Raw genomic sequence first — 25,896 nt, 5'->3', positions numbered from 1 at the left:
TCATGCTCATCGGCCCGTTCAAGAAGAAGCCCGCCGGGCCCCGCCCCCTCAGCCTGGCCCTGCAGGGCGGCGGCTCGCACGGGGCCTTCGAGTGGGGCGTGATCGACCGCCTGCTTGAGGAAGACACCATCGAGATCAAGGCGGTGACCGCCGCCTCGGCCGGGGCGATGAACGCCGTCTGCCTGGCCCAGGGCCTGATCGACGGCGGGCGCGAGGGCGGCAAGGCGCGGCTGGAATCGTTCTGGAAGGCGGTCAACACGGCCGGCGGCCGCAACGTCTTCGGCGACACCAGCATCTGGACCAGCGCCTTTTCGGGCGGCTCGGACTGGCTAAAGAGCCTGCCCGGCTGGCGGATGGCCGAGACCCTGGCCATGTCGATGAGCCCCTACGAGTTCAATCCGTTCAACCTCAACCCCCTGCATGACGTGCTGGAGGCCCAGATCAAGTTCGAGGTTCTGCGCGAGCAGTCGCTGATCAAGCTCTATATCGCCGCCACGGCCGTGCGGCTGAGCAAGGCCAAGGTGTTTCGCGAGACCGAACTGACCGCCAAGCACATCATGGCCAGCGCCTGTCTGCCCCAGGTGTTTCACGCGGTGGAGATCGACGGCGAGCCCTATTGGGACGGCGGTTTCCTGGCCAATCCGCCGCTGTGGCCGCTGTTCTATGACGACACGCCCGACGACATCCTGGTGGTCAGCCTCAATCCGTTCGTCCGCGACGAGACGCCCAAGACGCCCGGCGAAATCATGGACCGGCTGAACGAGATCACCTTCAACGCCTCGCTGGCCTCGGAGATGCGGGCCATCGGCTTCGTGCAGAAGCTGCTGGACGAGGGCCTGCTCAAGGACACCGCCAAGGGCCGCTATCGCAAGATGCTGGTCCACGCCATCACCGCCGACGGGCCGCTGGCCGACCTGTCGCTGTCGACCAAGTTCAATACCGAGTGGAGCTTCCTGCTGGATCTCAAGGAGCGGGGGCGCAAGGCCGCGCAGACCTGGCTGGACGACTGCGGAACCTGTATCGGGGTCAAGTCGAGCCTCGATTTGAAGACCGGATTCCCATGAGCCATCCCGTACCCACCGTCGGCGTGATCTGTCTGCGCGGCGAGGCGGTGCTGCTGATCAAGCGCGGCACGCCGCCCAGGCTGGGCCAGTGGAGCCTGCCCGGCGGCCGGCTGGAATGGGGCGAAACCACCGCTGTGGGCGCCCTGCGCGAACTGATGGAAGAGACCGGCGTCCAGGCCGAGCTGCTGGGTCTGGTCGACGTGATCGATGGCGTCTTCCCGGCCCGGCCGGGGGGCGAGATCTCCCGCCACTATGTGCTGGTCGACTATGCCGCCCGCTGGACGGCGGGCGAGCCCGTAGCCGGTGACGACGCGGCCGAGGCGCGGTTCGTGTCACGCGACCAGGCCATGGCCCTGGTCGAATGGGACGAGACCCGGCGGGTGATCCGCGAGACCTATGAGCGGTTTGGCGCATGAGCCTCACCGACACCCCCGCGCCGCGCTGGCCCATCAGCCCCAACGCCCTGATCCTGATCGCTCTGGTCGTCGCCCTGGGCTGGACCCTGGCGACCTCGGCCAGCCTGACCGGCCTGCTGACCTTCGCCTTCGTCGCGGCGGCCTGGGTGCTGAGCGTCGGCATCCACGAGTTCGGCCACGCCTATGTGGCGCACAAGGCCGGCGACACCACCATCGTCGACAAGGGCTATCTGACGCTGGACCCGCTGAAATATTCCGATCTGTCGACCACGCTGGTGATCCCGCTGATCGCCCTGGCCCTGGGCGGCATCGGCTTTCCGGGCGGGGCGGTCTATCTGCGCGAAGACCTCATGCGCAGCCGCGGCTGGCGATCCCTGGCCTCGCTGGCGGGACCACTGGGCACGCTGGTCGTGCTGCTGGCGATCGCCCAGGGCCTGAGCGTCATGGCCGGCCTGGGCCAGGCCTCGACCCCGCTGTTCAACGCCCTGGCGCTGCTGGCCCTGCTGCAGTCCAGCGCCCTGATCCTCAACCTGCTGCCCGTGCCAGGCCTGGACGGCTACGGCGTGCTGCGGCCCTTCATGGCCGACGGTCTGCGGGCCCGACTCGCGCCGTTCGAACGGTTCGGCTTTCTGGTCCTGTTCGGTCTGATCTTCTTCGTGCCCGGGGCCAGCAGCCTGATCTTCGGCCCGGCCATCGCCCTGGCCCGGGCGCTCGGCGTGCCGGGCCCGGCCATGGGCGCGGGCTGGGACGCCTTCCATTTCTGGAGTCCGACCGGCCAGTAGACCTTACGGCGCTCTTGACCCGTCGCGTCAGACCGCCTCTCCTTTAAACAAACGTTCAAGGGAGAAACACCATGGCCTATGCGCCGTTCAATCTGGCCGGCAAGGTGGCCCTGGTCACCGGCGGCAATCGCGGCATCGGCCTGGGCATGGCCTCGGCCCTGGCCCAGTCGGGCGCTGACGTCGTGATCTGGGGCTCCAACGCCGACCGCAACACGGCGGCCGAGGGCGAGCTGCTCAAGCACGGCGTGCGGGTCAAGGCCCAGACCGTCGACGTCTCCGATGAGGCCCAGGTGGCCGAGGCCATGGTCGAAGCGGTCGCGGCCATGGGCCGGGTGGATTCGGTGTTCGCCAACGCCGGCGTCGGCTTCGGCTCGCCGTCGTTCGTCGACATGCAGACCGAGGTCTATCGCAAGATCCTGGCGGTCAATCTGGACGGCGTGTTCTTCACCCTGCGCGAAGCCTGCCGCCACATGGTCGACCGCGCCAAGGCCGGCGATCCGGGCGGCTCTCTGGTCGGCGTCGCCTCGCTGGCCGCCATCGAGGGCGCGGCCCGCAACGAGGCCTATGCCGCCACCAAGGGCGCGGTGATCTCGATGATCAAGTCCGTGGCCGTCGAGCACGCCCGCTACGGCGTTCGCGCCAACGCCATCCTGCCCGGCTGGATCGCCACCGACATGACCGCCGGCGCCCAGGACAATTCCGCCTTCGCCGAAAAGGTCATCCCCCGGGTTCCCGCCCGCCGCTGGGGGCAGCCGGCCGATTTCGGCGGCATGGCGGTCTATCTGGCCTCCGACGCCTCATCCTATCATTCGGGCGACACCCTGATCATCGACGGCGGCTATTCGATCTTCTGAGGCCAGATTGATTTCTGGACTCCGGAGTCGAAGAAAACCCTGCGGCAACAAGGGTCTTGCGAAAGCCCCGGGCGGATGAGAAGCTTTCCTCGAAGGCAGTCTGGACGTCAGATCCGGACGCCTTTCGAGGAAACACAGCGATGACCCCGCAAGACGTCGTAAGCTTGACCCCATCCCGTGGCATGTTGGCTGTGATCGCCATGATCCTGACCGCCATGGCGGCCTGCTTCTGGACCGACGCCCGCGCCGAGGCCGAGATCCGCGACTAGACGTTCCTATCGTAGGGTTTACCGTGGCCGCTGACGCTCCACTGGGGAGCGGACCCTTTCAGGCCAGCCAAGCCCGTGTCCCTGACCCTCTACGCCCATCCGTTCTCATCGTACTGTCAAAAGGTGCAGATCGCGCTGTACGAGAACGCCCTGCCCTTCACCTATCGCCTGCTGGGTCCGGAAGACCCCGCCGCGATGGAGGAGCGGCAAGCGCTGTGGCCCATCGGGCGTTTTCCGGTGCTGGTCGACGACGGCGTGACGGTGGCGGAATCCAGCATCATCATCGAGCATCTGCAGCTCTATCATCCCGGCCCGGTGAGGCTGTTGCCCGATGATCCCAAGGCGGCGCTGAAGGTCCGCTTCCTCGACCGCTTCTTCGACAACTATGTGATGACGGCCATGCAGGTTCCGGTGTTCGAGTCGCTGCGCGCCGAGGGCGGGCGCAAGGACGAGGCGATGGCCGAGGCCCGCGTCGCCCTCGACACCGCCTATCAATGGCTGGAAGACCATCTGACGGGACCGTGGGCGGCGGGCGAAGCGTTCAGCCTGGCCGACTGCGCCGCCGCACCGTCCCTGTTCTATGCCGACTGGGTCCACCAGATCGGCGAGGCCTTCCCGACCGTGCGGGCCTATCGCGCCCGGCTGCTGGCGCGGCCGTCGATGGCGCGCTGCGTCGAGGAGGGCCGACCCTACCGGCACTATTTCCCGCTCGGCGCGCCCGATCGCGACTGACCTCGCGGCAGGCTTGCGCGCGGGGCGATCCAGCGCCCATCGTCCGGGAAAATCACGGGAGGCCTCGGTCATGGCGCTGCGCACACCCCTTTGCGATCTGTTGCAGATCGAGCATCCGATCCTGCTGGCGGGCATGGGCGGGGTTTCCTATGCGCCCCTGGCGGCGGCGGTCTCGAACGCCGGTGGCTATGGCGTGCTGGGCATGGCGGGAACCACGCCCGACTTCATCCGTGACCAGATGCGGCAGGTCCGCGCCCTGACCGACAAGCCGTTCGGTGTCGATCTGCTGGCCGCCACGCCCGACGCCTTGACCCAGGCCGTCGAGGTGATCATCGCCGAGGGGGCCAGCGCCTTCATCGCCGGTCTGGGCGTGCCGACGCCGATCATCGAACGCCTGAAGGCGGCGGGACTGAAGGTGATGGTCGTCTGCGGGGCGGTGAAGCACGCGGTGAAGGCCCAGGCGGCCGGCTGCGACGCCGTCATCTGCCAGGGCGGCGAGGGCGGGGGTCATACGGGCCTGGTCGGCACCCTGCCCCTGGTCGCCCAGGCGGTGGACGCCGTGGACATTCCCGTGGTCGCCGCCGGCGGACTGTATGATGGTCGCGGCCTGGCGGCGGCCCTGGCCCTGGGCGCCCAGGGCGTCTGGATGGGGACGCGGTTCATCGCCTCCACCGAGGCCCACGCCGGCGACCTCTATCGGCAGGCCGTGGTCGAGGCGGCCGACGAAGACACGATCCGGACGCGCTGCTATTCGGGCAAGCCGATGCGGGTGAAGAAGAACCCCTATGTCGACGACTGGGAGTCGCGGCCCGGCGAGATCCAGGGCTTTCCGCAACAGGCCATGGTCTCGATCCAGGCCGGGGCGATGGGCGGGATCGGCGGCCAGATCGAGGGCCTGAAGGCTGACAAGTCCTGTTTTGCGATGGGCCAGAGCGCGGGGGGCGTCCACGATATCCTGCCGGCCGGCCAGATCGTGACGCAGCTGGTCTCCGAGGCCCAGGCCGCGATCAAGCGGATCGCGGCGCTCAAGGCCTAGCCATGGGCTCAGTCGTCGGTGTCGACTTCCGGCAGCACACGCTGGAAATGCCGCTCGACGGCGTCGTGGCATTCGCAGGCGCGCCGTTCGAGGGCCGCGCGGTTAAGGATCTCGATCCGGCCCCGACCGGCGGCGATCACGCCGTGGTCCTGCAGGGTGCGCGCCACGGCCGTGACGGTGGTGCGCTGGACGCCCATCATCTGGGCGAGGGTCTCCTGGGTCAGGCGGATGGGCTCGGAGCCACACCGGTCGTGGGCCGACAGAAGCCAGCGGCAATAGCGCTGCTCCACCCCGTGCAGGGCGTTACAGGCCGTGGACTGCATCATCTGGGCCAGCAGGACGTCGGCATAGCGGGCAAACAGGTCGGCCAGAGCGGGGGACTGGCTCTTGGCGTTCTCGAGCCGCGAGGTCGGGATACTGAAGGCGAAGCCGGGCGCGCGAACCACGGCCCGGCCATAGGCCGGCTTGAAGCCGGCGCTGACGATGCCGCCGACAGCGCCCTCGCGACCGACATTGGCCACCTCCACTTCCTGGCCATCCTCGGCGACGACCAGCAGCGAAATCATGGTCCCGCGGCAGGGCAGGTGGGTGATCGTGACATCCTCGCCGCAGTCGAACAGCAGGGCGTCGCGCTGCAGTTCAACCTTGCGCAGGTACGGCGCCAGCCTCTGGAGTTCCGGCCAGCGCAGGGCGCCCAGCAGGCGGTTTGAAATGAGATCGGCGCGCGCAGCATGGGGCTGGCGCAGTGTCGCGGTTTCAGCCGTGTCAGCCATGATCGGTCCTCATAGACGCCCGTGGAGCTTTCCAGGCGATAGCGCGCGAAGCGGCGCTTTAGTTTCCCGTCGACGCGGCAAAGCTTCCAAGGCAGGCTGTGGATCTCGGCGGGGGAAGCGTCATGCGCACTGGCAAGGTCCTGAAAACGCGGCTCAGCGAATATGGCGCGTTGTGGCTGGGATCGTTTGTGCTGGTCCTGGCGGGAACAGCAATCGCCACCCTGGCGCTGGGCCTGGACCTGATCGATGTCGCCGACTGGGTGCTGCCCCCCAGTTTCATCGTCCTGGGCCTGGCCATGGCGGCGGGGATGGTCTTCACCGTGGTGACGCCGACCCGCCTGACGGCCAAGCTCCTCGTCACGCTGCTGGGTCTGCTGCTGATCCTGCCGCTGCTCTGGTCGCCGGTCCTGGCCGTCCTGATCGTCGCAACGATCGCCCGGGTGACCATCGAATATTCGCAGGCCTACGCCCAGTTCCGGATCATTGTCAGCCAGCTGATCTATCCGGTGGTGGCGCTGGTCGTCGAAGGCCCCCTTGTCGCCCTGGTCTGGAACGCCTTCCAGGTGGTAGCCTCGATCGTCGGCTTCGTCGCCTCGGCCCTGCAGGTCTGGCGGGTGGTCAAGCCGTGGGTGTCGAGCGCGATAGAACCCGATTGAAGCCTAGCTGAGCAGGGTCGGGCGCGGCAGGACGAAATCCTCGTCCTGGACATGCAGCATCACATGAACGCCGATACCGGTGGATTGCTCGGCCAGTCGCGACGCCGCGTCGCTGGCTTCCCGCTGGGTGGCGTAGTGGCCAAATCGCAGGTGGTCGCCCACGATCGACCAGTGGTCTTCAACCCGAACGACGCCATAATGCACTTCAGTCATGATGGACCTCCTTGCAGCGAAATGAACCTTGCGCTCATCCGTGGCCATCGCAAGGCCTAAGACGTCATAAGATCACCATGAATTCGCGTGATGGGCGCGGGGTCGTGACATTCACCCGCCAGCCGGAAATACTGTCGCCATGCTTCGATTGTCCGTCGCCGTCCTGATCGCCGCCAGCCTGGCCGGCGCCGCCCTCGCCCAGGAGCGGGCCGCCGATGAGCGCCAGCGCCTGCTCGACCTGGCCTATACGCTGGGCGAAAGCCACGCCCTGCGTCAGCTGTGCGACGGCGAAGCCGATCAGTTCTGGCGCTCGCGCATGGTGCGGCTGACCGAGGTGGAACAGGCCGACCAGGCGTTCGACGCCCAGCTACGCGAGCGGTTCAATACCGGCTTCGCGGCGGGCAAGGGCGAGTTTCCGCTGTGCGACGTCACCAGCCGCAAGGCCGAGCAGCAATCGGCCCGCAAGGGTCAGGCCCTGGCCCTGAAACTGTCCCAGGCGCTCCGGCCGGTCCAGCGCAGCGGGATTGATCCGGATTCCATGGCGGAGGTCGCGCCTACACGCTAACCTACGCCTGACGGTTGCATAGGGAGCGTCAACTTGACCGCATATCTGGTTCCGCTGGTCCTTCTGGTCCTGGCGTTCATCTTCATCATCAACGTCATCAAGATCGTGCCTCAGGGGCGCGAGTTCACGGTCGAGCGTTTTGGCCGATACACCCGCACCCTCAAGCCCGGGATCAGCTTCCTGACGCCGTTTTTCGAGGGCATCGGTCGGCGGGTGAACATGATGGAGCAGGTCCTTGACGTGCCCCAGCAAGAAGTCATCACCAAAGACAATGTCTCGGTGAAGGTCGACGCCATCGTGTTCATCCAAGTGATGGACGCCGCCCAGGCCGCCTACAAGGTCGACAACCTGATGTACGCCATCACCCAGCTGGCCCAGACCAATCTGCGCACCGTCGTGGGCTCGATGGAGCTGGATGAGGTGCTGAGCCAGCGCGACCAGATCAACACCCGCCTGCTGTCGACCATCGACGCCGCGACCGGCCCCTGGGGCGTCAAGATCGCCCGCATCGAGATCAAGGACCTGACGCCGCCGGCCGACATCACCAACGCCATGGCCCGGCAGATGAAGGCCGAGCGCGAGCGCCGGGCCGTGATCACCGAGGCAGAAGGCGAGAAGCAGGCCGCCATCGCCCGCGCCGAGGGGCAGAAGCAGTCGGCCATCCTGCAGGCCGAGGGCCGCAAGGAAGCCGCCTTCCGCGATTCCGAGGCCCGCGAGCGGGAAGCCGAGGCGGAAGCCAAGGCCACCGCCTTCGTGTCCGAAGCGATCTCCAAGGGCGACGTCAACGCCATCAACTATTTCATCGCCCAGAAATATGTCGAGGCGTTCGGCGATCTCGCCCGGTCGCCCAACGCCAAGACGGTGATCGTGCCCGCGGACTTCGCGGGTCTGACCGGGACGGTCGCGGGCGTCGCGGAACTGATCAAGACCCTCGGCAACTCCAATACCGTCGCGCCGACTCCGCCCGTCCCCCGCACCAATACGCCGACCGGCGGCGCCAAGAGGGTCTGAGCCGATGGACGCCCTGGCGAGCTTCTATGCGATGCATCCCTTCTGGGTGTGGCTGGCCGTCGCGGCGGCGTTCCTGGCGGTCGAGGTCGGAACGGGCAGCGGCTGGCTGCTGTGGCCGGCGGCCTCGGCGACCCTGGTCGGCGTCGTGACCCTGGTCCTGCCCACGGGTCTGCCGATCGAGATCGCGCTGTTCGCCGTCTCGACCATCGCCACGACCTACCTCGCCCGGCGCTTTCTGAGGCCGGTGCTGGACAGCGACGCGCCGGACCTCAACGACCCCCTGCTGCGGCTGATCGGCCGTGACGGTCAGGTGCTGTCGACCTTCGAGAACGGTCTTGGCCGGGTTTTCGTCGACGGCAAGGAATGGCAGGCCCGGCTTGAGGGCGAGCCGCCTGCGCCGGGACAGCGCATCCAGGTGCAGGGCGTCGATGGCGCGACCCTGACGGTGCGGGCCTTCTAGAACGGCCCCCTTTCGACCGGATGGGGGCCGTCTCTGGGCACGACATCAACGCGCCGCCCTAGCGCTTTGCCCAGAGCGTCCCCATCTGGCGCCTACACCGCAGCTTGCATCGCGCGGGGAATGACAGGGGGCCCCGTGACGGGCATTATTTCGGTATCGGGTCTGACCAAGACCTATGCTTCGGGCCACCAGGCTCTGAAGTCCGTGGATCTTCAGATCCGCAAGGGCGAGATCTTCGCCCTGCTGGGGCCAAACGGGGCCGGCAAGACCACTTTGATCAGCATCATCTGCGGCATCGTCAATCCCAGCACGGGAACGATCCTGGCCGATGGTCACGACGTGGTGCGCGACTATCGCGCCGCCCGCACCAAGATCGGTTTGGTGCCGCAGGAGCTGCACACCGACGCCTTCGAGACGGTGTGGGCGACGGTGCGCTTCTCCCGCGGCCTCTTCGGCAAGGCGCCCAACGACGCCTATATCGAGAAGATCCTGCGCGACCTGTCCCTGTGGGACAAGAAGGACAGCAAGATCATGGCCCTGTCGGGCGGCATGAAGCGCCGGGTGATGATCGCCAAGGCCCTGAGCCACGAACCGACCATCCTGTTCCTCGACGAGCCCACCGCCGGCGTCGACGTGGAGCTGCGTCGCGACATGTGGGAGATGGTCCGGGCCCTGCGCGAGAGCGGCGTCACCATCATCCTGACCACCCACTATATCGAGGAGGCCGAGGAGATGGCCGACAGGATCGGGGTGATCAGCAAGGGCGAGATCATCCTGGTCGAGGACAAGACCGTGTTGATGCGCAAGCTGGGCAAGAAGCAGCTGACGCTGCAACTGCAAAGCCCGCTGACCGCGATCCCGGCCGCCCTGTCCAGCGATCCCCTGGAACTGGCCAGCGACGGCCATGAGTTGATCTACACCTTCGACGTCCAGGCCGAGGAGACCGGCATCGCCGATCTTCTGCGCCGCCTGGGCGAGGCGGGTGTCGACTTCAAAGACCTGCACACCAGCCAGAGCTCGCTGGAAGATATCTTTGTCAGCCTGGTGAGGGACTCCAAATGAACGTCCACGCCATCAAGGCCATCTACCGCTTCGAGCTGTCGCGGTGGTTCCGCACCCTGGCCCAGAGCATCCTGGCGCCGGTGATTTCAACCTCGCTGTATTTCGTGGTGTTCGGCTCGGCGATCGGCTCGCGCATGCAGGCCATCGACGGGGTCAGCTACGGCGCCTTCATCATTCCGGGCCTGGTCATGCTGTCGCTGCTCAGCGAGAGCATCTCCAACGCCGCCTTCGGCATCTACATGCCCAAATGGGCCGGCACGATCTATGAACTGCTGTCGGCCCCCGTGTCGTGGATCGAGACGGTGATCGGTTATGTCGGGGCGGCGGCGAGCAAGTCGGTGCTGCTGGGTCTGCTGATCCTGGCCACGGCGCGGATCTTCGTCCCGTTCGAAATCGCCCACCCGTTCGTGATGGCGCTGTTCCTGGTGCTGACGGCGGTGACCTTCAGCCTGTTCGGCTTCGTGATCGGGGTCTGGGCCGACAATTTCCAGAAACTGCAGATCGTTCCGGCGCTGATCATCACGCCCCTGACCTTCCTGGGCGGCAGCTTCTATTCGATCAGCATGCTGCCGCCGATCTGGCAGAAGATCACCCTGTTCAACCCGGTGGTCTATCTGATCAGCGGCTTCCGCTGGAGCTTCTACGGTGTCTCGGATGTCGGCGTCGGGATCAGCCTGGCCATGACCTGCGTGTTTCTGGTGATCTGCCTGACCGCGGTCTGGTGGATCTTCAAGACCGGCTATCGTCTGAAGACCTGAGGCTCTCGCCCCGGCCCTACTCGGCCGGGGCGCCCACTGCGGCCGCGATGATGCAGACCAGGCCGACCACCGCCATGCCGGCGCGGGCCCAAGGCCCGCCACGTCCGGTGCGCAGCGAGACCCAGAGGCCCAGGCCGCACTGCAGGGCGTAAAAGAGCGCGAAGGCCCGCGATGACAGGGCGATCACCTGGAACGGGTCGGTGATCCAGACCAGAGCCAGCGACAGACCTGCGGCGGTGACGAACGCGGCCGGTACGCTGAGACGCTTCTGGCTGACCTCGTTCATTAACCCGCCCGCGCCGATCGAGTCCGCCACCGCCGCGCTCATCTGGCTGGAAATCGCGCCGCTCAGGACCAGCAGTCCCAGGAAGGGCGCGACGCCTTCCATGATGTCGAGAATGCCCGCCACCCCGGGCGTCGCCGCAGCCTGACTCAGAAACGGCGTCAGCAGCAGCAGGAAGGCGGCGTAAATGGCCGACGAAATCCACTGGGCGCGCCGCATGGTGATGATCCGGGTCTGCTGATCATAGGCATAGCCAAGATAGCGCGACGTCTCGAACCCCTGGACGGTGATCAGCAGGCCCAGCAGCATGGGCGCGCTGTGCAGGTTGACCACCGCGGGCGGCGCGGGCGCGCGGGCGCCATGGAGGATCCAGAACACCGCCAGCGCCGTCATCATGCCCGCGATCACGCCCAGCTTCACCGCGACGGCGCCGTGGGCGAGGGTCTCCACGCGTTTCAGATTGCCGAAAAACACCAGACTGATCAGTCCGCCAATGATGGCTGTCACCAGAAGTTTGGAGACGAGGTCGTGATGGGCGGGGTCGAGGTGAAACGGCCTGAGGCTGAACTCCGCCAGCAGCTTGAGGTAGTAGGCCACCGAAACCGCATAGGCCAAGGCCAGCACGACCTGGCTGATGCGGGCCAGCCAGGCGATGCGGTCATTGAAGGGCGTCGCCTCCAGATAGTCTTCCACGTGAAGGATATTGAAGCGCATCACCGCGCCCATCGCATAGGCGATCACCAGAAGAATGGCTTCGGCGCCGATGGCGGCCGATCCAAATTCCTTGGCCAGCAGCGGCCCGCAGATCAGGAAGCCGCTGCCGATGATCGAGGCCAGAGGCGTGACCGTCGCCGACCAGCGCATGCTGCGGGCGACCGGGCCGAAGGACAGACTGAGCGCGACCAGGACGGCGATCACGGTCGCCAAAATCAGAATATGCAAGTTGCCGTCCTGTCGAGCCAAGCGCTCAGTCGTCAGGGTAAGCCCGCCTGCGAGCGAGTACCTAGAGCCGGATCGCTCTGTTCCGTTTGGGTGGGGCTTTGATCAAGGTCCGTTGCTGATGCGTCAGGCTCATGGCTTGCCTCCGTAGCCTGAGCCCCGAGAACCGGCGCCGTCGAAGCCTTGGCGCCGGGACGGGGGAAGCCCTTGGCGATCATCGAGGCCTCGGTCGCGCGGATCATGGCGCGCTCGCCGTTGAAGATCGCCAGGGCCTGGATAGCGTCGAAGAAGCCGGGGTCGCTGCGGGTGTCGATCGCCGGCTGGACGACGATCAAATTCAGATCCCGCGCCTTGAGCTTCAGGATCAGCTCCAGCAGATCGACCATCGCACCGGCCATGGCATGCAGGCTGGGCACGGCCAGGGTCCCGCCATCCTCCAGGGCGGCCAGGGCGCGATCCAAGCCTGGCCGCATCACACCGCCGGCCAGGCACCGATCGCTGAAGACTTCCTGGCAGCCCAGAAGCAGCAGCCGCTCTTCCTGGGCGGGGCTGAAGAAGATCCCGCGAACCGGGGGCAGGCGGTAGTAGCCGACGAAATTCATTTCGGCACTTTGCAAACCGACCGGCCGTTGGCGAGGGGTTTCCGGCGCCGAGCGCAGGTCGCCCACAACTTCCGACGCTCTATCGCCGCGTCTCGCTCAGGCCCCGGTTGGCCAGTTCGTCGGCCCGCTCGTTCAGCGGATGGCCCGCGTGACCCTTGACCCAGCGCCAGTCGACCTCGTGGCGGTTGCGGGCGGCGTCCAGGCGCTTCCACAGGTCGTCGTTCTTGACCGGGCTCTTGTCGGCTGTGCGCCAGCCGCGCGCCTTCCAGCCGTGGATCCACTGGGTCACGCCCTTCATCACATACTGGCTGTCGGTGTGCAGCTCGACCTTGCAGGGCTTGTTGAGGGTCTCCAGAGCCATGATAGCGCCCATCAGCTCCATGCGGTTGTTGGTGGTCGGAGACTCACCGCCGCAGATTTCCTTCTTCTTGTCGCCATACATCATCAGCGCGCCCCAGCCGCCCGGGCCGGGGTTCCCCTTACAGGCGCCGTCCGTATAGACGATGACCTTGGGGGTCATAGGCCGGCTCCGAACAGGGTCAGACCCTCGCGGTGCACGGCCAGCTTGCGCTCGTATTCCATCGGATCATGCGGCTTGACCAGGGCCCCGACCGGGGTCGCCTTCCAGTCGGCCAGACGGGTCAGGAAAAAGCGCATGGCCGCGCCGCGCGCCAGGATCGGCAAGGCCTGTTTCTCGGCCGGGCTCAGCGGCCGGCGGCGCTGATAGCCGGTCAAAAGGGCGGCGGCGGCCGTGGCGTTGAAGCTGCCGTCGGGCTCGAAGCACCAGGCGTTCAGGGTTACCGCGACGTCATAGGCGTAGCTGTCGTCGCAGGCGAAATAGAAGTCGATGGCCGCGGCGAACTGGCCGTCGGGCCGGAAGAAAACATTGTCTGGGAAATAGTCGGCGTGGATCACCCCCGACGGCAGGTCGCGCGGCCAGGCCAGGGCCAGCTCCGCCAGATCCCGGTCGATGGTCGCCGACAGACCCGGCTTGAGATCCTCGGCGCCCTGGCGATGTTTGGCGAACAGCGGCGCCCAATAGGGCTGGCCCAGATCATTGGGACGGCGACCTGGATAGCCTTCGCCGGCCAGATGAAGATGGGCCAGGCCCTCGCCGGCCTGGCGACAGTGGGCGACGGTCGGCCGCCGCACGGACAGCCCCGGCAGGAACTGCACCAGGGCGGCGGGCTTGCCGCGAAGGGTCTTCAATGTGCGCCCGGCCTTGTCGGCGATCGGCGTGGCGCTGGGAAAGCCGCGATCGGCCAGCCAGCGCATCAGGTTGAGGAAATAGGGCAGATCCTCGGGCTGGGCGCGCTTTTCATAGACCGTCAGAATGAACCGACCGGCCTCCGTCTCCAGCAGAAAGTTGGAGTTCTCCACGCCCTCGGCGATGCCCTTGAACGCCAGGGCCTGGCCCAGGTCGAAGTCGGCCAGGAAGGCGGCGAGTTCTTCGTCGGTGATGTCGGTGTAAACGGCCATGATCGGGGGATGCGGTAGGCGGCGCTGCCGGTCAAGAGGGCGTCAGGTCGTCAGCAGTCTCGGCAGCTTGAAGGTGACCGTTTCGCGAGCTTCGATCAGGTCCTCGATGGTGACGTCATAGCGCTGGGCGATGGCGTCGATGACGCCTTGAACCAGGTCCTCGGGGGCCGAGGCCCCGGCCGTGAGGCCCACGCGCGAGACGCCCTCGAACCACGACCAGTCCAGGCCGCCGGCGTCGTCAATCAGCCTTGCGTCACGGGCCCCGGCCTTCAGGCCAACCTCCGCCAGGCGCACAGAGTTGGAGGAGTTGCGTGACCCGACCACCAGGATCAGCTCCGACGAACCCGCCAGATGCTTGACCGCGTCCTGGCGATTGGTCGTGGCGTAGCAGATGTCTTCCTTGTGCGGCGCGGCGATGCCGGGGAAGCGGGCCTTCAAGAGGTCGACCATGTCGGCGGTGTCGTCGACCGACAGGGTAGTCTGGGTCAGGAAGGCCACATTGGCGGCGTCCTTCGGCGTCCAGACACGGGCGTCGTCGATATTCTCGATCAGGGTTACCGAGCCCTCGGGCAGTTGACCCATGGTCCCGACGACTTCGGGGTGGGCGGCATGACCGATCAGCACGATCTCGCGACCCGCATCGAAATGCTTCTGGGCCTCCACATGGACCTTGGAGACCAGCGGGCAGGTGGCGTCCAGGTAGATCATCTGGCGGGCCTTGGCCTCGGTCGGCACCGACTTGGGCACCCCATGGGCCGAGAACACGATCGGGCGATCATCGGGGGCTTCGGACAGCTCCTCGATGAACACCGCGCCCAGGGCTTTCAGACGATCGACGACGTGGCGGTTGTGGACGATCTCGTGGCGGACATAGACGGGCGCGCCGAATTTTTCGATCGCGCGCTCGACAATCTGAATGGCGCGATCGACCCCCGCGCAGAAGCCCCGCGGGCTGGCGAGCACGATGGTAAGGGGCGGGCGGACCGGAGCGTGGGCGTTCATGGCCGTGAACCTAAGCGTTCGGCGCCGTTCGCGCCAGCGTCGCCGCCCGCCTGCGCGGCCAAAGCAGTACATTGCGACGTCACGCATATGCCTTTATCAGGCTGCATGACGCCGTCTGGGGCATACGCTCCTTCAGGCTCTTCAATTCTGACCGGACGTTTCATGCGCCGTAATTTCACGCTCGCCCTCAGCGCTCTGATGGCCGTTTCGATCGCCGCCTCGACCACGGTCGCCCACGCCCAGATGGGCGGTCGCGGCGGCCAGGGGCAGGGCCAGGGCGGCGACGACAATGCCGAGGCCGGCAAGAAGAAGAAGCGTGACGAGGAGTGGAACCAGTCCAAGGCGCCCCTGGCCCAGCTGCGCAACGCCGGTCCGTGCCCCTATGTGAAGGTGCTGTACGACGCCAGCCGGTTCATCGAGTTCAAGGACGGTCGTGAAAGCCCGTCCGCCGCAGGCTATACGGGCGAGATCCAGGGGATTTCCTCCGGCTGCGCCTATAAGAGCGATGACCCGATCACCATGCGCGTCGAGGTGCTGTTCCAGCTGGGACGTGGCCCGGAAGCCCCGGACGAGCACCACACCTATCGCTACTGGGTGGCCGTGACCGAGCGGAACCAGGCTGTGATCGCCAAGGAATATTTCGATCTTCCGATCACCTTCCCGGCCGGCCAGGACCGGGTCTTCGCCACCGAACAGTTGCAGAGCATCACGATCCCGCGCGCCGACGCCAAGGTCAGCGGCGGCAATTTCGAAGTGTTGATCGGCTTTGACGTGACCCCCGAGATGGCCGCCTTCAATCGCGAGGGCAAGCGCTTCCGGGTCAATGCGGGCCAGACCGCACAAGCAGGGGCTACCACCAAGCAATGAGCGATTTGAAGCGGTCCCTGAGCGAAGCGGCCGCGGCCGCTTTCCAGGCCGCCGGACTTTCTCCCGAGTTCGGGCGTGTCACGGCGTCCGACCGGCCCGACCTTGCCGATTTCCAATGCAACGGCGCCCTCGCGGCGGCCAAGAGCGCCAAGCGCAATCCGCGCGAGATCGCGGTGCAGGTGGTCGATCACCTCAAGGGTGATCCGCGCCTGGCGTCGGTGGAGATCGCGGGCGTCGGCTTCATCAACATGCGGGTCAGCGCCGAGGCGCTTTCGGCCCGGGCCAAGGAGATCGCGGCCGATCCGCGCGCCGGCGCTGAATTTGTCGAGCAGCCGCGTCGCGTGCTGATCGACTATGCCGGTCCCAATGTCGCCAAGCCGATGCATGTGGGCCACCTGCGCGCCTCGATCATCGGCGAGTCGGTCAAGCGCCTGTATCGCTTCCGCGGCGACGACGTGGTGGGCGACGCCCACTTCGGCGACTGGGGCTTCCAGATGGGTCTGTTGATCACCGCGGTGATGGACGAGGACCCCTTTGTCCGCGCCCTGATGGAGAAGCTGCCCGAGGCGCCGCGCGGCTTTACCAAGGCCGACGAAGACAAGGTGCTGGCCGAACTGGCGCCGCGCATCAGCCTGGCCGATCTTGACCGCCTCTACCCGCTGGCCTCGACGCGCCAGAAGGAAGATCTTGAGTACAAGGAGCGGGCCCGCCGGGCGACCGCCGAACTGCAGAACGGGCGCTTTGGCTATCGTCTGCTGTGGCGTCACTTCGTCACCGTCAGCCGGGTGGCCCTGGAACGGGAATTCCATGCGCTGGGTGTCGACTTCGACCTTTGGAAGGGCGAAAGCGACGTTCAGGAGCTGATCGCGCCGATGGTGCGCCAGCTCGAAGACAAGGGCCTGTTGGTCGAGGACCAGGGCGCCCGGATCGTTCGCGTGTCCCAGGAGGGCGACAAGCGCGACGTACTGCCGTTGCTCGTGGTGTCCTCCGAAGGCTCCGCGATGTATGGCACGACCGACCTGGCGACGATCCTGGATCGCCGCAGTTCGTTCGACCCGCACCTGATCCTCTACTGCGTCGACCAGCGTCAGGCCGACCACTTCGAAACGGTGTTCCGCGCCGCCTATCTGGCTGGCTATGCCGAGCCGGGCACGCTGGAGCATATCGGCTTTGGCACCATGAACGGCAGCGACGGCAAGCCGTTCAAGACCCGCGCCGGCGGCGTCTTGAAGTTGCACGACCTGATCGAGATGGCCCGCGAAAAGGCCCGCGAGCGCCTGCGCGAAGCCGGCCTCGGCGCCGAACTGTCGGAAGAGGCCTTCGAGGACACCGCCCACAAGGTGGGGATCGCGGCCCTGAAGTTCGCCGATCTGCAAAACTTCCGCGGCACGTCCTATGTCTTCGACCTGGATCGCTTCACCAGCTTCGAGGGCAAGACAGGCCCGTACCTGCTTTACCAGTCGGTGCGGATCAAGAGCGTGCTGCGCCGTGCGGCCGAGGCGGGCGCGACGGCTGGCCGGATCATCATCGGCGAGCCGGCCGAGCGGGATCTGGCCATGCTGCTGGACGCCTTCGAAGGCGCGCTGTCGGAAGCCTATGACAAGAAGGCGCCCAACTTCGTGGCTGAGCACGCCTACAAGCTGGCCCAGACCTTCTCGAAGTTCTACGCGGCCTGTCCGATCATGAGCGCCGAGGACGAGACCACACGCGCCTCGCGCCTCAACCTGGCCCAGACCACCCTGCGTCAGCTGGAGCAGGCGCTGGAGTTGCTCGGCATCGAGGCGCCCGAACGGATGTAGCTTTCAAACGGGACGGACGCCGCGTTGTCCGTCCCTGTGTCGCCGGCCTATGCCGCCCTGGCGGCGGTCTTCTTGCTCCCGACGGTAAAGCGCTTGAGCAGCACGCCCAGCTCGCCCGCCTCCCGCGTCAGGCTGTGGCTGGCGGCGGTGGTCTCCTCGACCATGGCCGCGTTCTGCTGGGTGACCTGATCCATCTGGCCGACGGCCGTATTGACCTCGGCCAGGCCGGTCGCCTGTTGACGGGCGGCGGAGGCGATCGTGCTGACCAGGCCTTCGATCCTGGCGAACTGTTCGACGACGCCGGCCAGTTCCTCGCCCACCCGCACCACCAGCCCCACGCCGCTCTGAACACTGTCCGAGGCCTCGGTGACCAGGGTCTTGATCTCCTTGGCGGCGTCGGCCGAGCGCTGGGCCAGGGCCCGGACTTCCTGGGCGACGACCGCAAAGCCGCGCCCCGCATCGCCAGCCCGCGCCGCTTCGACCCCGGCATTCAGGGCCAGGAGGTTGGTCTGGAAGGCGATCTCGTCGATCACCGTGATGATCTGGCCAATCTTCTGGGATGAGGCGTCAATGCGCTCCATGGCCGTCATGGCCTCGGTGGCGACGGCGCTGGACTGGCCGACCATGGAGCGGCTGACCGCGGCGGCTTTCTGGGCTTCCGTGGCGTTCTCCGCCGTCTGACGAATGGTCGAGGTGACTTCACCGAGCGCGGCCGCCGTTTCTTCAAGGCTGGCGGCCTGTTGTTCGGTGCGGCGCGCCAGATCATCGGAGGCCGACGAGATCTCGCGTGAGCCGCCATCGACCGCGCCGGTGCTGGCGATCACCTGGCTGATGGCCTGTTCGAGCGTTTCCATTGAACTGTTGAAGTCCTGGCGCAAACGCTCGAAATCCTCCGGGAAGGATTGCGAGATCCGCTGGGAGAGATCGCCGGCCGCCAGCCGGCGCAGGCCCTCGCCCAGGCTGTCGACCACGTTTTGACGCAGGCGGCGTTCCTCGTTTCGAGCGTCCTCGGCGCTTTTGGCGCGCGCCTGCACTTCCTGTTCGTTGTGAGCCTTGGTGGCGGCCTGCCGCTCCAGAGAGGCCAAACGGAACGCCGCAACCGATCGGGCCATGTCGCCAACCTCGTCGGAGCGCTCCTGCAGCGGCACCTCATGGGTGAAGTCGCCCGCCGCCAGTCGGCCCATATAGGCTGAGACCTTGGCCAGCGGCGACACCACGAAACTGCGCAAGGCGCCGGTTCCCGCCACCACGACCGTCAACATCAGCAATGTGGCCAAGGCCAGCAGAACGAAGACGATCCGGGTGGTGCGCTCGGCTTCTCGCACCGAGTCGTTGGCGGCCTGGTTGGCCAACACGGTCAGACGGTCGATAATCTTGCGATGACGGGCATAGATCGGCTCAAGCGCGGCGATGGTGGTATTGATCGCGATGATGTCGCCGGCCTGCAGCGCCGGAGCATAGTCCTTGTCCACGAGGGCCCAGAATGCGTCGCCCTCAATCATCGACTGTTCAAGGGTCTCGCGGGTCCCGGTCGGCAGAGCATAGGTTTTCCAGTAGGCTCGCCGGTCGTCATACTGATGGTGGAGGGCCTTCAGGCTCGCGAGCGTCGCTTCGGCCTCCCCAGTGTCTTCGGCGCCGTGGTGGACGATCAGCATGGACTCGACCAGATAGAGCGGCGGCGGAAGGATGTCCGCCAGCAGCTCGTAGGCATGGGTTTGCTTCTGGGACAGCGGGCCGCCGACCCGCAGTTCCATCAGGGAGAACACGGCGGCGCCCGTGACCAGGATGAAGCCCAGCAGTAGCGCGCCGGCGAAGAGATTGAGGGCGTCGCGAATTCGGAGGGTCATGGTGGGTTCCGGCGTGATGACCTCCACAGTTCAGCTTGGGATGGTTAATGCGCTGGAAACCTCAGCTGCGGCCTTGTGCCTCAGGCGAGAGCTGTGGATCAAATACCCGTTTTGAGTGTTGCGGCGCTGAAGGCAGTTTCGCCCCGCGCTTGACTCCTGAGGACCCCTCCCGCATTGAGCCGATGACCCACGCGGGAGACATCGGGATTCGCGTCCCGAGGCCGAAGGCGCAACCGCCCCGGAAACGCTCAGGCAAAAGGACCGCGCGGGTTTAGGAACGCTGGAAAGAGGCAATCTGCCCTCCTTTAGAACAGGGAGTGGGATTGCCCGCCGAAGGAGCAAGGCTGTCCCCTTTTCACTTTGAAGGGCGGCCGGAATCTCTCAGGTCTAAGGGACAGCGGGGGCGCGATCGTCTGGCGGAAGCCGGACCAGCAGCGCCGTCCCGTTTTGGAGTCCCCGCGTGTCCGACCAAGATCTCAAGAAGACGCCCCTGTTCGACGCGCATGTCGCCGCCGGCGCGCGCATGGTCCCGTTCGCGGGCTATTCCATGCCGGTGCAGTACAAGGACGGGGTGCTCAAGGAGCACCTCTGGACCCGCGAGCACGCCGGCCTGTTCGACGTTTCGCACATGGGCCAGGCCCGGCTGCGCGGCGACAATCCCGCCAGGAGCTTCGAAAAGCTGGTCTCGGCCGACTATCAGGGCCTCAAGCCGGGCAAGCAGCGCTATGCCGTTCTGCTGAACGCCGAAGGCGGCGTGATCGATGACCTGATGACCGCGCGTCCCGACGACGACGGTCTGTTCATCGTGGTCAACGGCGCCTGCAAGGACAACGACTACGCGATCATCGCCGAAGCCCTGAAGGGCGAAGCGACCGTCGAGCGCCTGGAAGACCGCGCGCTGCTGGCGCTGCAAGGGCCCGAGGCCGCCGCCGTGCTGGCCGCCCACGTTCCAGAGGTCGCGAGCATGGTGTTCATGGACACCAGGGCGCTGACCGCCTTTGGCGTCGACGCCATCATCTCCCGCTCGGGCTACACCGGCGAGGACGGCTACGAGATCTCCGTGCCCGCCGCTGACGCGACCCGCATCTGGAACACCCTGCTAGCCGACGCGCGCGTGAAGGCCATCGGCCTGGGCGCTCGCGACAGCCTGCGCCTGGAAGCGGGTCTGCCGCTGTACGGCCACGACATGGACGAGACCGTCTCGCCGATCGAGGCCGGCATGAACTTCGCCATCGGCAAGAGCCGTCGCGAGGCCGGCGACTATCGCGGCGTCGATCGCATCACCCGGGAACTGGCCGGCGACCTCAAGCGCGTGCGGGTCAACCTGCGCATCCTGGAAGGCGCGCCAGCCCGTGAAGGGGCGGAAATCGCTGACGAGACCGGCGCCGTGATCGGCGTGGTCACCAGCGGCGGCTTTGGCCCCAGTGTCGGCGGCGCGATCGCCATCGGCTTCGCCCCGCTGCCCTTTTCCGCGCTCGGGACCAAGCTGAAGGTCATCGTTCGCGGCAAGCCGCAGTCGGCCGAGGTCGTGGCCTCGCCGTTCGTTCCCAATCGCTACGTGCGCAAGATCTAGATCAAAAAGGGCCCTGACATGTATTTCACCAAGGATCACGAGTGGGTTGTCGTTGACGGCGACGTCGCCACGGTCGGCATCACCGCCTATGCCGCCGAGCAACTGGGCGATGTGGTGTTCGTCGAGGTTCCCGAGGTCGGCAAGACCGTCAAACAGGGCGACGCCCTGGCCGTGGTCGAAAGCGTCAAGGCCGCCTCCGACGTCTACGCCCCGGTGTCGGGTGAGGTCGTGGAGGCCAACACCGCCCTGGGCGACGCGCCTGACACGGTCAATGCCGCCCCCGAAGCCGGCGGCTGGTTCAGCAAGATCAAGCTGTCGAACCCGTCGGAGGTCGAAGCCCTGATGGATCGCGACGCCTACGAAACCTTCCTCGGCACGCTTTAGGTCCGGACAAGATCATGCGCTACCTTCCCCTTACACCCGAAGATCGCGCCGAGATGCTGGGCGTCATCGGCGTGGACTCGATCGACGCGCTGTTCGTCGACGTACCCGCCTCCGCCCAGCGTTCCGGAACCGTCGACTTGCCGCTGCATACCGGCGAGTTGGAAGTCGAGCGCGAGATGGCCGCCCTGGCCAAACGCAATCGGGCGGCGGGGGATGGTCCGTTCTTCTGCGGCGCGGGGGCCTATCGCCACCATGTGCCGGCCTCGGTCGACCACATCATCCAGCGGTCGGAATTCCTGACCAGCTACACGCCCTATCAGCCGGAAATCGCCCAGGGCACGCTTCAGGTGCTGTTCGAGTTCCAGACCCAGGTCGCGGCCCTGACCGGCATGGAAGTGGCCAACGCCTCGCTCTATGACGGCTCCACCGCCGCCGCCGAGGCGGTGATGATGGCCACCCGCATCACCCGCCGCAACAAGGCGGTGATGTCGGGCGGCGTCCACCCGCACTATGTCGAGACGGTCGAGACCCTCGCCCATGCGGCCGGCGTCGCCACCGAGCGTCTGGCCGTCGCCATCGACGCCGAGGACGCGGTGATCGCCGCCATCGACGCCGACACCGCCTGCGTCGTCGTCCAGACCCCCAACGTGTTCGGCACGGCCACCGACGTCAGCAAGATCGCCGCCGCCGCCCAGGCCGCCGGAGCCCTGCTGATCGTGGTGACGACCGAGGTGGTGTCGCTGGGTCTGTTGAAGTCGCCCGGCGAAATGGGCGCGGACATCGTCGTGGCCGAGGGCCAGTCGATCGGCAACGGCCTGAATTTCGGCGGACCCTATGTCGGCCTGTTCGCCTGCAAGGAAAAATACATCCGCCAGGCGCCGGGTCGCCTGTGCGGCGAGACTGTCGACGCCGACGGCCGTCGCGGCTTTGTCCTGACCCTGTCCACCCGCGAGCAGCACATCCGCCGCGACAAGGCCACGTCGAACATCTGCACCAACAGCGGCCTGTGCGCCCTGGCCTTCAGCATCCACATGAGCCTGCTGGGCGAGGTGGGCCTGCGTCAGCTGGCGGCGATCAACCACCAGAAGGCCCGCGCCTTGCGCGACGCCCTCGCCGCCGTGCCGGGGGTCGAGATCCTCACCCACCGCTTCTTTAACGAGTTCGCCATCCGCGTGCCCGGCGACGCCGCCGAGATCGTCGAGACCCTGGCCGCCAACGGCGTCATCGCCGGCGTGCCGTTCTCGCGCCTCGACGCCAAGGCCGGTCTCGACGACGTCCTGCTGGTCGCCGCCACCGAGACGACGCTCGATATCGACATCACCTTCTTTTCCAAGGTCCTGGCCAAGGTCATCGCCCAATGAGCATGAATAGCGTTGGACGGCCGACCCGTCCCGAAGCCGTCAATGACGCGGTCGACGCGCACGCCACCCTGACCGGAGCCCGCGGCCTGCTGCAGGACGAAGCGCTGATCTTCGAACGGGATGGCTGGAACAAGACCGGCGTCGATCTGCCCGAAGCCTCGCCCCCCGCCGACGATCTGTCGGGCCTGTTGCGCGCCGCGCCGATCGGCCTGCCGGGTCTCTCCGAGCCCGAGGCCGTCCGTCACTATGTGCGTCTGTCCCAGAAGAACCACGCCATCGACCTGGCGCTGTATCCGCTGGGCTCGTGCACGATGAAGCACAACCCGCGCCTTAACGAGAAGATGGCGCGCCTGCCGGGCTTTTCCGACATCCACCCGCTGCAGCCGCAGTCGACGGTGCAGGGCGCCTTGCAACTGATGGACCGTCTGGCGCACTGGCTGAAGACCCTGACCGGCATGCCGGCTGTCGCCCTGACGCCGAAGGCCGGCGCCCACGGCGAGATGTGCGGCATGCTGGCCATCCGCGCCGCCCATGAAGCCAACGGCCAAGGTCATCGCAAGACTGTCCTGGCGCCGACCAGCGCCCACGGCACCAACCCGGCCACGGCGGCCTTTGTCGGCTATACCGTGGTCGAGATCGCCCAGACCGAGGACGGACGTGTCGACCTGGCCGACCTGGAGTCCAAGCTGGGCGACCACGTGGCCGCCATCATGGTCACCAATCCCAACACCTGCGGCCTGTTCGAGCGCGACGTGGTCGAGATCGCGCGTCTGACCCACGCGGCCGGGGCCTATTTCTACTGCGACGGCGCCAACTTCAACGCCATCGTCGGCCGGGTGCGCCCGGGCGACCTGGGCGTCGACGCCATGCACATCAACCTGCACAAGACCTTTTCGACGCCCCACGGCGGTGGTGGTCCGGGCGCGGGTCCGGTGGTGCTCAGCGAGGCTCTGGCGGCCTTCGCGCCCACCCCGTGGCTCGTGCATGGCGACGACGGCTTCGCCCTGGTCGAGCACGCCGGCGAAGAGGGCGCTGAAACCGCCTTCGGCCGCATGAGCGCCTTCCATGGTCAGATGGGCATGTTTGTCCGCGCCTATGCCTACATGCTCAGCCACGGCGCTGACGGCCTGCGCCAGGTGGCCGAGGACGCCGTCCTCAACGCCAACTATCTGAAGGCTCGTCTGTCGGACGTGATGAGCCCGGCCTTCCCGGACGGGCCGTGCATGCACGAGGCCCTGTTCGACGACAGCTGGCTGGAAGGCACGGGCGTGACGACGCTCGACTTCGCCAAGGCGATGATCGACGAGGGCTTCCACCCGATGACCATGTATTTCCCGCTGGTCGTGCACGGCGCGATGCTGATCGAGCCGACCGAGACCGAGTCCAAGCAGGAGCTGGACCGCTTCGTGGTTGCGCTCCGCGCTCTGGCCGGCGCCGCGAAAGCAGGAGACGCCCAACGCTTCAAGGGCGCGCCGTTCCACGCGCCGATGCGGCGTCTCGACGAGACCCTGGCGGCCCGCAAGCCCCGGTTGAGGTGGAAACCTGTGGCTGAAGCGCCACTCGCCGCCGAATAGCAGGTCTGTATTTCAAGACGCGTCGAAAGGGCGCCTTTACGGCGCCCTTATCGATCCACATATCAGGCTCGCGCGCCGGGCTGACTGGATTTTCCAGGGAGCAAAAGGATCGCGAAGTCCGTTAGCTCCTTCATGAACGTTTCAGTCGCCCTCGCCATGCCCCGCGCCCGCTTTTCACCGGCTGATGATCTCGCGCGCGCGATTGTTGCGCGGGTCCTGCGCATCTCCTTGGTGACGCTTGGCCTGCTGCTGATTCTGGGCGGCGCGTTGATTGCGCCGTTGCCCGGTCCCCTGGGCCTTCCCCTGACGGTGGTCGGGCTGATGCTGGTGCTGCGCAACTCGTTCAAGGCCCGCAAGCAGTTCGTGCGCTTCCAGCACGCCCACCCCAAGCTGATCTTTCCGCTCCGCCGCCTGCTGCGGCGTGAGCCCGAGGTCGTGCTGGTGGCCTGGCAGCAGGCGCTACGGATCGAGCGTCTGGTCGTGCCGCGTCGCTGGCGGGTCGCCGTGCGCCTGCGCAAGTCCTTCAAGCGTCGTCGTTGAACCCGATCACCACATCGATCGATATTCGGCAGAAGGTTCGTCGTCGTGCACGACTGGCCTTGCTTCTGCGCGAGTCTGCGGCGCGGGCCTACCGTATCGCGGCAATTACCGTCGGCAGCCTGATCATCATCGCCGGCGCGATCCTGACGCCCCTGCCGGGCCACCTGGGCCTGCCGCTGCTGGTCATCGGGCTGATGGTCGTGCTGCGCTACTCGATCCAGGCGCGAAAGCAGTTCATCCGCTGGCAGAGGCGTCACCCCAAGCTGGTGTTCCCGATCCGCCGACTGATGCGACGCGAGCCCGAGGTGCTGCTGGTCTTCTGGCAGCAACTGCTGCGGACCGAGAAGATGGTTCTGCGCAAGGCGCACTGGCGGGTTCTGAAGCGGGGCCGAAAGCACGCCCGCCGAGCCTGGAGCCAAAGAAAAAGGGCGCGAACCGCTTAGGTTCGCGCCCTTGATCATTTCACCCGCGTGATAGCCGCTATTGCAGCTTCGCGCCCATCTGGCCGATGGCGGCGTCGATCAGCGGATCGCTTTTCAGACCCGCCAGACGCGCGGAGAACACCGCCTCGGCGGCCTGGGCTGCGAGGTCCACAGCCGCCGCCTTGACGTCGGCTGTGGCCTGGGCTTCGGCCTGGGCGATCTTGCGTTCGGCCATTTCGGCGCGGCGCTTGATCTGCTCCTCGAGCTTGACCTTGGCTTCCTCGGCGAGACGCTTGGCGTCAGCCTTGGCGGCTTCGATCATGCCGACGGCCTGACGTTCGGCGTCCTCACGTTGGGCCTTCACGTCCGCGAGCAGGGCCTGGGCCTCTTCCCGCAGTTGCTGGGCTTCATCGAGTTCGGCCTTGATCTTGGCGGCATGCGCGTCGAGGGCCGAGAACAGGGCGCCGGGCAGGACCTTGAGCACGACCAGCAGGCCGATGAACAGGACCAGAGCGACCAGAACCCAGAACTCGGGGTTGGCGAGGCTGAACAGGGACTCGTGTTCCATCGTCG

General features: G+C 66.6%; 29 protein-coding genes and 1 riboswitch. Of the genes, 20 read left to right on the top strand and 9 right to left on the bottom strand.

Annotation, left to right across the window (positions count from 1 at the left end; all coding sequences use genetic code 11):
* Positions 1-2 precede the first annotated feature (2 nt).
* The 6 genes from ACW18B_RS05300 (at position 3) to ACW18B_RS05275 (ending at position 5,153) form a co-directional block, all read left to right on the top strand.
* Entirely contained in the window at positions 3-1,064 is a 1,062-nt protein-coding gene (locus ACW18B_RS05300; RefSeq protein ID WP_492050161.1) for a patatin-like phospholipase family protein, read from the top strand.
* Complete coding sequence (locus ACW18B_RS05295; RefSeq protein ID WP_492050159.1) at positions 1,061-1,480, top strand: NUDIX hydrolase; 420 nt, start codon at positions 1,061-1,063, stop codon at positions 1,478-1,480. The genes ACW18B_RS05300 and ACW18B_RS05295 overlap by 4 nt, the downstream gene beginning before the upstream one ends.
* Positions 1,477-2,262 (top strand): site-2 protease family protein, encoded by a 786-nt coding sequence (locus ACW18B_RS05290; protein WP_492050157.1) that lies wholly within the window; start codon positions 1,477-1,479, stop codon positions 2,260-2,262. Before ACW18B_RS05295 ends, ACW18B_RS05290 begins: the two co-directional genes overlap by 4 nt.
* 71 nt (positions 2,263-2,333) lie before the next feature.
* Positions 2,334-3,116, top strand: a complete 783-nt coding sequence (locus ACW18B_RS05285) for an SDR family NAD(P)-dependent oxidoreductase (protein ID WP_492050155.1) — start codon at positions 2,334-2,336, stop codon at positions 3,114-3,116.
* 344 nt (positions 3,117-3,460) lie between these two features.
* Complete coding sequence (locus ACW18B_RS05280) at positions 3,461-4,117, top strand: glutathione S-transferase family protein (protein WP_492050153.1); 657 nt, start codon at positions 3,461-3,463, stop codon at positions 4,115-4,117.
* Between the two features lie 70 nt (positions 4,118-4,187).
* Complete coding sequence (locus tag ACW18B_RS05275; RefSeq protein ID WP_492050151.1) at positions 4,188-5,153, top strand: NAD(P)H-dependent flavin oxidoreductase; 966 nt, start codon at positions 4,188-4,190, stop codon at positions 5,151-5,153.
* 8 nt (positions 5,154-5,161) lie between these two features.
* Here the strand turns inward: ACW18B_RS05275 and ACW18B_RS05270 are convergent, their stop codons facing one another.
* Positions 5,162-5,926, bottom strand: coding sequence for a Crp/Fnr family transcriptional regulator (locus ACW18B_RS05270; protein ID WP_492050149.1), 765 nt, complete (start codon positions 5,924-5,926; stop codon positions 5,162-5,164).
* Between the two features lie 122 nt (positions 5,927-6,048).
* Here ACW18B_RS05270 and ACW18B_RS05265 point away from each other — a divergent pair, with 122 nt between their 5' ends.
* Entirely contained in the window at positions 6,049-6,582 is a 534-nt protein-coding gene (locus tag ACW18B_RS05265) for a hypothetical protein (protein ID WP_492050147.1), read from the top strand.
* A gap of 3 nt (positions 6,583-6,585) precedes the next feature.
* Here the strand turns inward: ACW18B_RS05265 and ACW18B_RS05260 are convergent, their stop codons facing one another.
* Entirely contained in the window at positions 6,586-6,795 is a 210-nt protein-coding gene (locus tag ACW18B_RS05260; protein ID WP_492050145.1) for a hypothetical protein, read from the bottom strand.
* Between the two features lie 139 nt (positions 6,796-6,934).
* On the opposite strand from ACW18B_RS05260, the gene ACW18B_RS05255 reads away from it, so the two are divergent.
* From ACW18B_RS05255 to ACW18B_RS05235, 5 genes are all read left to right on the top strand, one after another.
* Positions 6,935-7,360 (top strand): TIGR02301 family protein, encoded by a 426-nt coding sequence (locus tag ACW18B_RS05255; RefSeq protein WP_492050143.1) that lies wholly within the window; start codon positions 6,935-6,937, stop codon positions 7,358-7,360.
* A gap of 45 nt (positions 7,361-7,405) precedes the next feature.
* Positions 7,406-8,371: an SPFH domain-containing protein gene (locus tag ACW18B_RS05250; RefSeq protein WP_492051610.1), complete on the top strand. Its 966-nt coding sequence runs from the start codon at positions 7,406-7,408 to the stop codon at positions 8,369-8,371.
* Between the two features lie 4 nt (positions 8,372-8,375).
* Entirely contained in the window at positions 8,376-8,831 is a 456-nt protein-coding gene (locus ACW18B_RS05245; protein ID WP_492050142.1) for an NfeD family protein, read from the top strand.
* Positions 8,832-8,951: 120 nt separating this feature from the next.
* On the top strand, positions 8,952-9,893 hold the full coding sequence (locus ACW18B_RS05240; RefSeq protein ID WP_492050140.1) for an ABC transporter ATP-binding protein: 942 nt from the start codon (positions 8,952-8,954) through the stop codon (positions 9,891-9,893).
* A complete protein-coding gene (locus ACW18B_RS05235; RefSeq protein WP_492050138.1) occupies positions 9,890-10,651 on the top strand; it encodes an ABC transporter permease in 762 nt (253 codons plus the stop codon). Before ACW18B_RS05240 ends, ACW18B_RS05235 begins: the two co-directional genes overlap by 4 nt.
* 16 nt (positions 10,652-10,667) lie before the next feature.
* Here ACW18B_RS05235 and ACW18B_RS05230 read toward each other — a convergent pair whose 3' ends face one another.
* The 5 genes from ACW18B_RS05230 to ispH are packed head-to-tail and all read right to left on the bottom strand — an operon-like array spanning position 10,668 to position 14,956.
* A complete protein-coding gene (locus ACW18B_RS05230) occupies positions 10,668-11,876 on the bottom strand; it encodes a hypothetical protein (RefSeq protein ID WP_492050136.1) in 1,209 nt (402 codons plus the stop codon).
* A 32-nt stretch (positions 11,877-11,908) separates the two neighbouring features.
* Positions 11,909-12,541 carry a recombinase family protein gene (locus ACW18B_RS05225; RefSeq protein ID WP_492050134.1) on the bottom strand — a complete coding sequence of 211 codons (633 nt, stop codon included), beginning with the start codon at positions 12,539-12,541 and terminating at the stop codon, positions 11,909-11,911.
* Positions 12,542-12,554: 13 nt separating this feature from the next.
* Entirely contained in the window at positions 12,555-12,995 is a 441-nt protein-coding gene (gene rnhA / locus ACW18B_RS05220; RefSeq protein WP_492050132.1) for a ribonuclease HI, read from the bottom strand.
* A complete protein-coding gene (gene thrB, locus ACW18B_RS05215) occupies positions 12,992-13,954 on the bottom strand; it encodes a homoserine kinase (RefSeq protein ID WP_492050131.1) in 963 nt (320 codons plus the stop codon). Before thrB ends, rnhA begins: the two co-directional genes overlap by 4 nt.
* A 42-nt stretch (positions 13,955-13,996) precedes the next feature.
* Complete coding sequence (gene ispH, locus ACW18B_RS05210; protein ID WP_492050130.1) at positions 13,997-14,956, bottom strand: 4-hydroxy-3-methylbut-2-enyl diphosphate reductase; 960 nt, start codon at positions 14,954-14,956, stop codon at positions 13,997-13,999.
* Between the two features lie 162 nt (positions 14,957-15,118).
* Here ispH and ACW18B_RS05205 point away from each other — a divergent pair, with 162 nt between their 5' ends.
* Together ACW18B_RS05205 and ACW18B_RS05200 are read left to right on the top strand one after the other, a co-directional pair.
* Positions 15,119-15,823, top strand: coding sequence for a Tat pathway signal sequence domain protein (locus tag ACW18B_RS05205; RefSeq protein ID WP_492050128.1), 705 nt, complete (start codon positions 15,119-15,121; stop codon positions 15,821-15,823).
* Complete coding sequence (locus ACW18B_RS05200) at positions 15,820-17,622, top strand: arginine--tRNA ligase (protein WP_492050126.1); 1,803 nt, start codon at positions 15,820-15,822, stop codon at positions 17,620-17,622. The genes ACW18B_RS05205 and ACW18B_RS05200 overlap by 4 nt, the downstream gene beginning before the upstream one ends.
* A gap of 47 nt (positions 17,623-17,669) precedes the next feature.
* On the opposite strand, the gene ACW18B_RS05195 is transcribed toward ACW18B_RS05200, so the two are convergent.
* Positions 17,670-19,469 (bottom strand): methyl-accepting chemotaxis protein, encoded by a 1,800-nt coding sequence (locus ACW18B_RS05195; protein WP_492050124.1) that lies wholly within the window; start codon positions 19,467-19,469, stop codon positions 17,670-17,672.
* 182 nt (positions 19,470-19,651) lie between these two features.
* A riboswitch (glycine riboswitch) is annotated at positions 19,652-19,743 on the top strand.
* A 186-nt stretch (positions 19,744-19,929) separates the two neighbouring features.
* On the opposite strand from ACW18B_RS05195, the gene gcvT reads away from it, so the two are divergent.
* The 6 genes from gcvT (at position 19,930) to ACW18B_RS05165 (ending at position 25,344) form a co-directional block, all read left to right on the top strand.
* Positions 19,930-21,042 (top strand): glycine cleavage system aminomethyltransferase GcvT, encoded by a 1,113-nt coding sequence (gcvT, locus tag ACW18B_RS05190; RefSeq protein ID WP_492050123.1) that lies wholly within the window; start codon positions 19,930-19,932, stop codon positions 21,040-21,042.
* An 18-nt stretch (positions 21,043-21,060) separates the two neighbouring features.
* Positions 21,061-21,426, top strand: coding sequence for a glycine cleavage system protein GcvH (gene gcvH, locus ACW18B_RS05185; protein WP_492050122.1), 366 nt, complete (start codon positions 21,061-21,063; stop codon positions 21,424-21,426).
* A gap of 14 nt (positions 21,427-21,440) precedes the next feature.
* Positions 21,441-22,787, top strand: a complete 1,347-nt coding sequence (gene gcvPA / locus ACW18B_RS05180; protein ID WP_492050120.1) for an aminomethyl-transferring glycine dehydrogenase subunit GcvPA — start codon at positions 21,441-21,443, stop codon at positions 22,785-22,787.
* Positions 22,784-24,361 (top strand): aminomethyl-transferring glycine dehydrogenase subunit GcvPB, encoded by a 1,578-nt coding sequence (gene gcvPB, locus ACW18B_RS05175; RefSeq protein ID WP_492050118.1) that lies wholly within the window; start codon positions 22,784-22,786, stop codon positions 24,359-24,361. The genes gcvPA and gcvPB overlap by 4 nt, the downstream gene beginning before the upstream one ends.
* A gap of 132 nt (positions 24,362-24,493) precedes the next feature.
* Positions 24,494-24,901: a hypothetical protein gene (locus tag ACW18B_RS05170; protein ID WP_492050116.1), complete on the top strand. Its 408-nt coding sequence runs from the start codon at positions 24,494-24,496 to the stop codon at positions 24,899-24,901.
* Positions 24,898-25,344, top strand: a complete 447-nt coding sequence (locus tag ACW18B_RS05165; RefSeq protein ID WP_492050114.1) for a hypothetical protein — start codon at positions 24,898-24,900, stop codon at positions 25,342-25,344. The genes ACW18B_RS05170 and ACW18B_RS05165 overlap by 4 nt, the downstream gene beginning before the upstream one ends.
* 37 nt (positions 25,345-25,381) lie before the next feature.
* On the opposite strand, the gene ACW18B_RS05160 is transcribed toward ACW18B_RS05165, so the two are convergent.
* The gene (locus ACW18B_RS05160) at positions 25,382-25,891 is read right to left on the bottom strand and encodes a F0F1 ATP synthase subunit B (RefSeq protein ID WP_492050112.1); all 510 of its coding nucleotides are present in this window, start codon (positions 25,889-25,891) and stop codon (positions 25,382-25,384) included.
* Positions 25,892-25,896 lie beyond the last annotated feature (5 nt).

This window comes from Caulobacter sp. FV2ps19, from assembly GCF_058681035.1.
The sequence above is the reverse complement of the archived record's forward strand: the minus strand, read 5'-3'. Positions and strand labels throughout refer to the sequence as shown.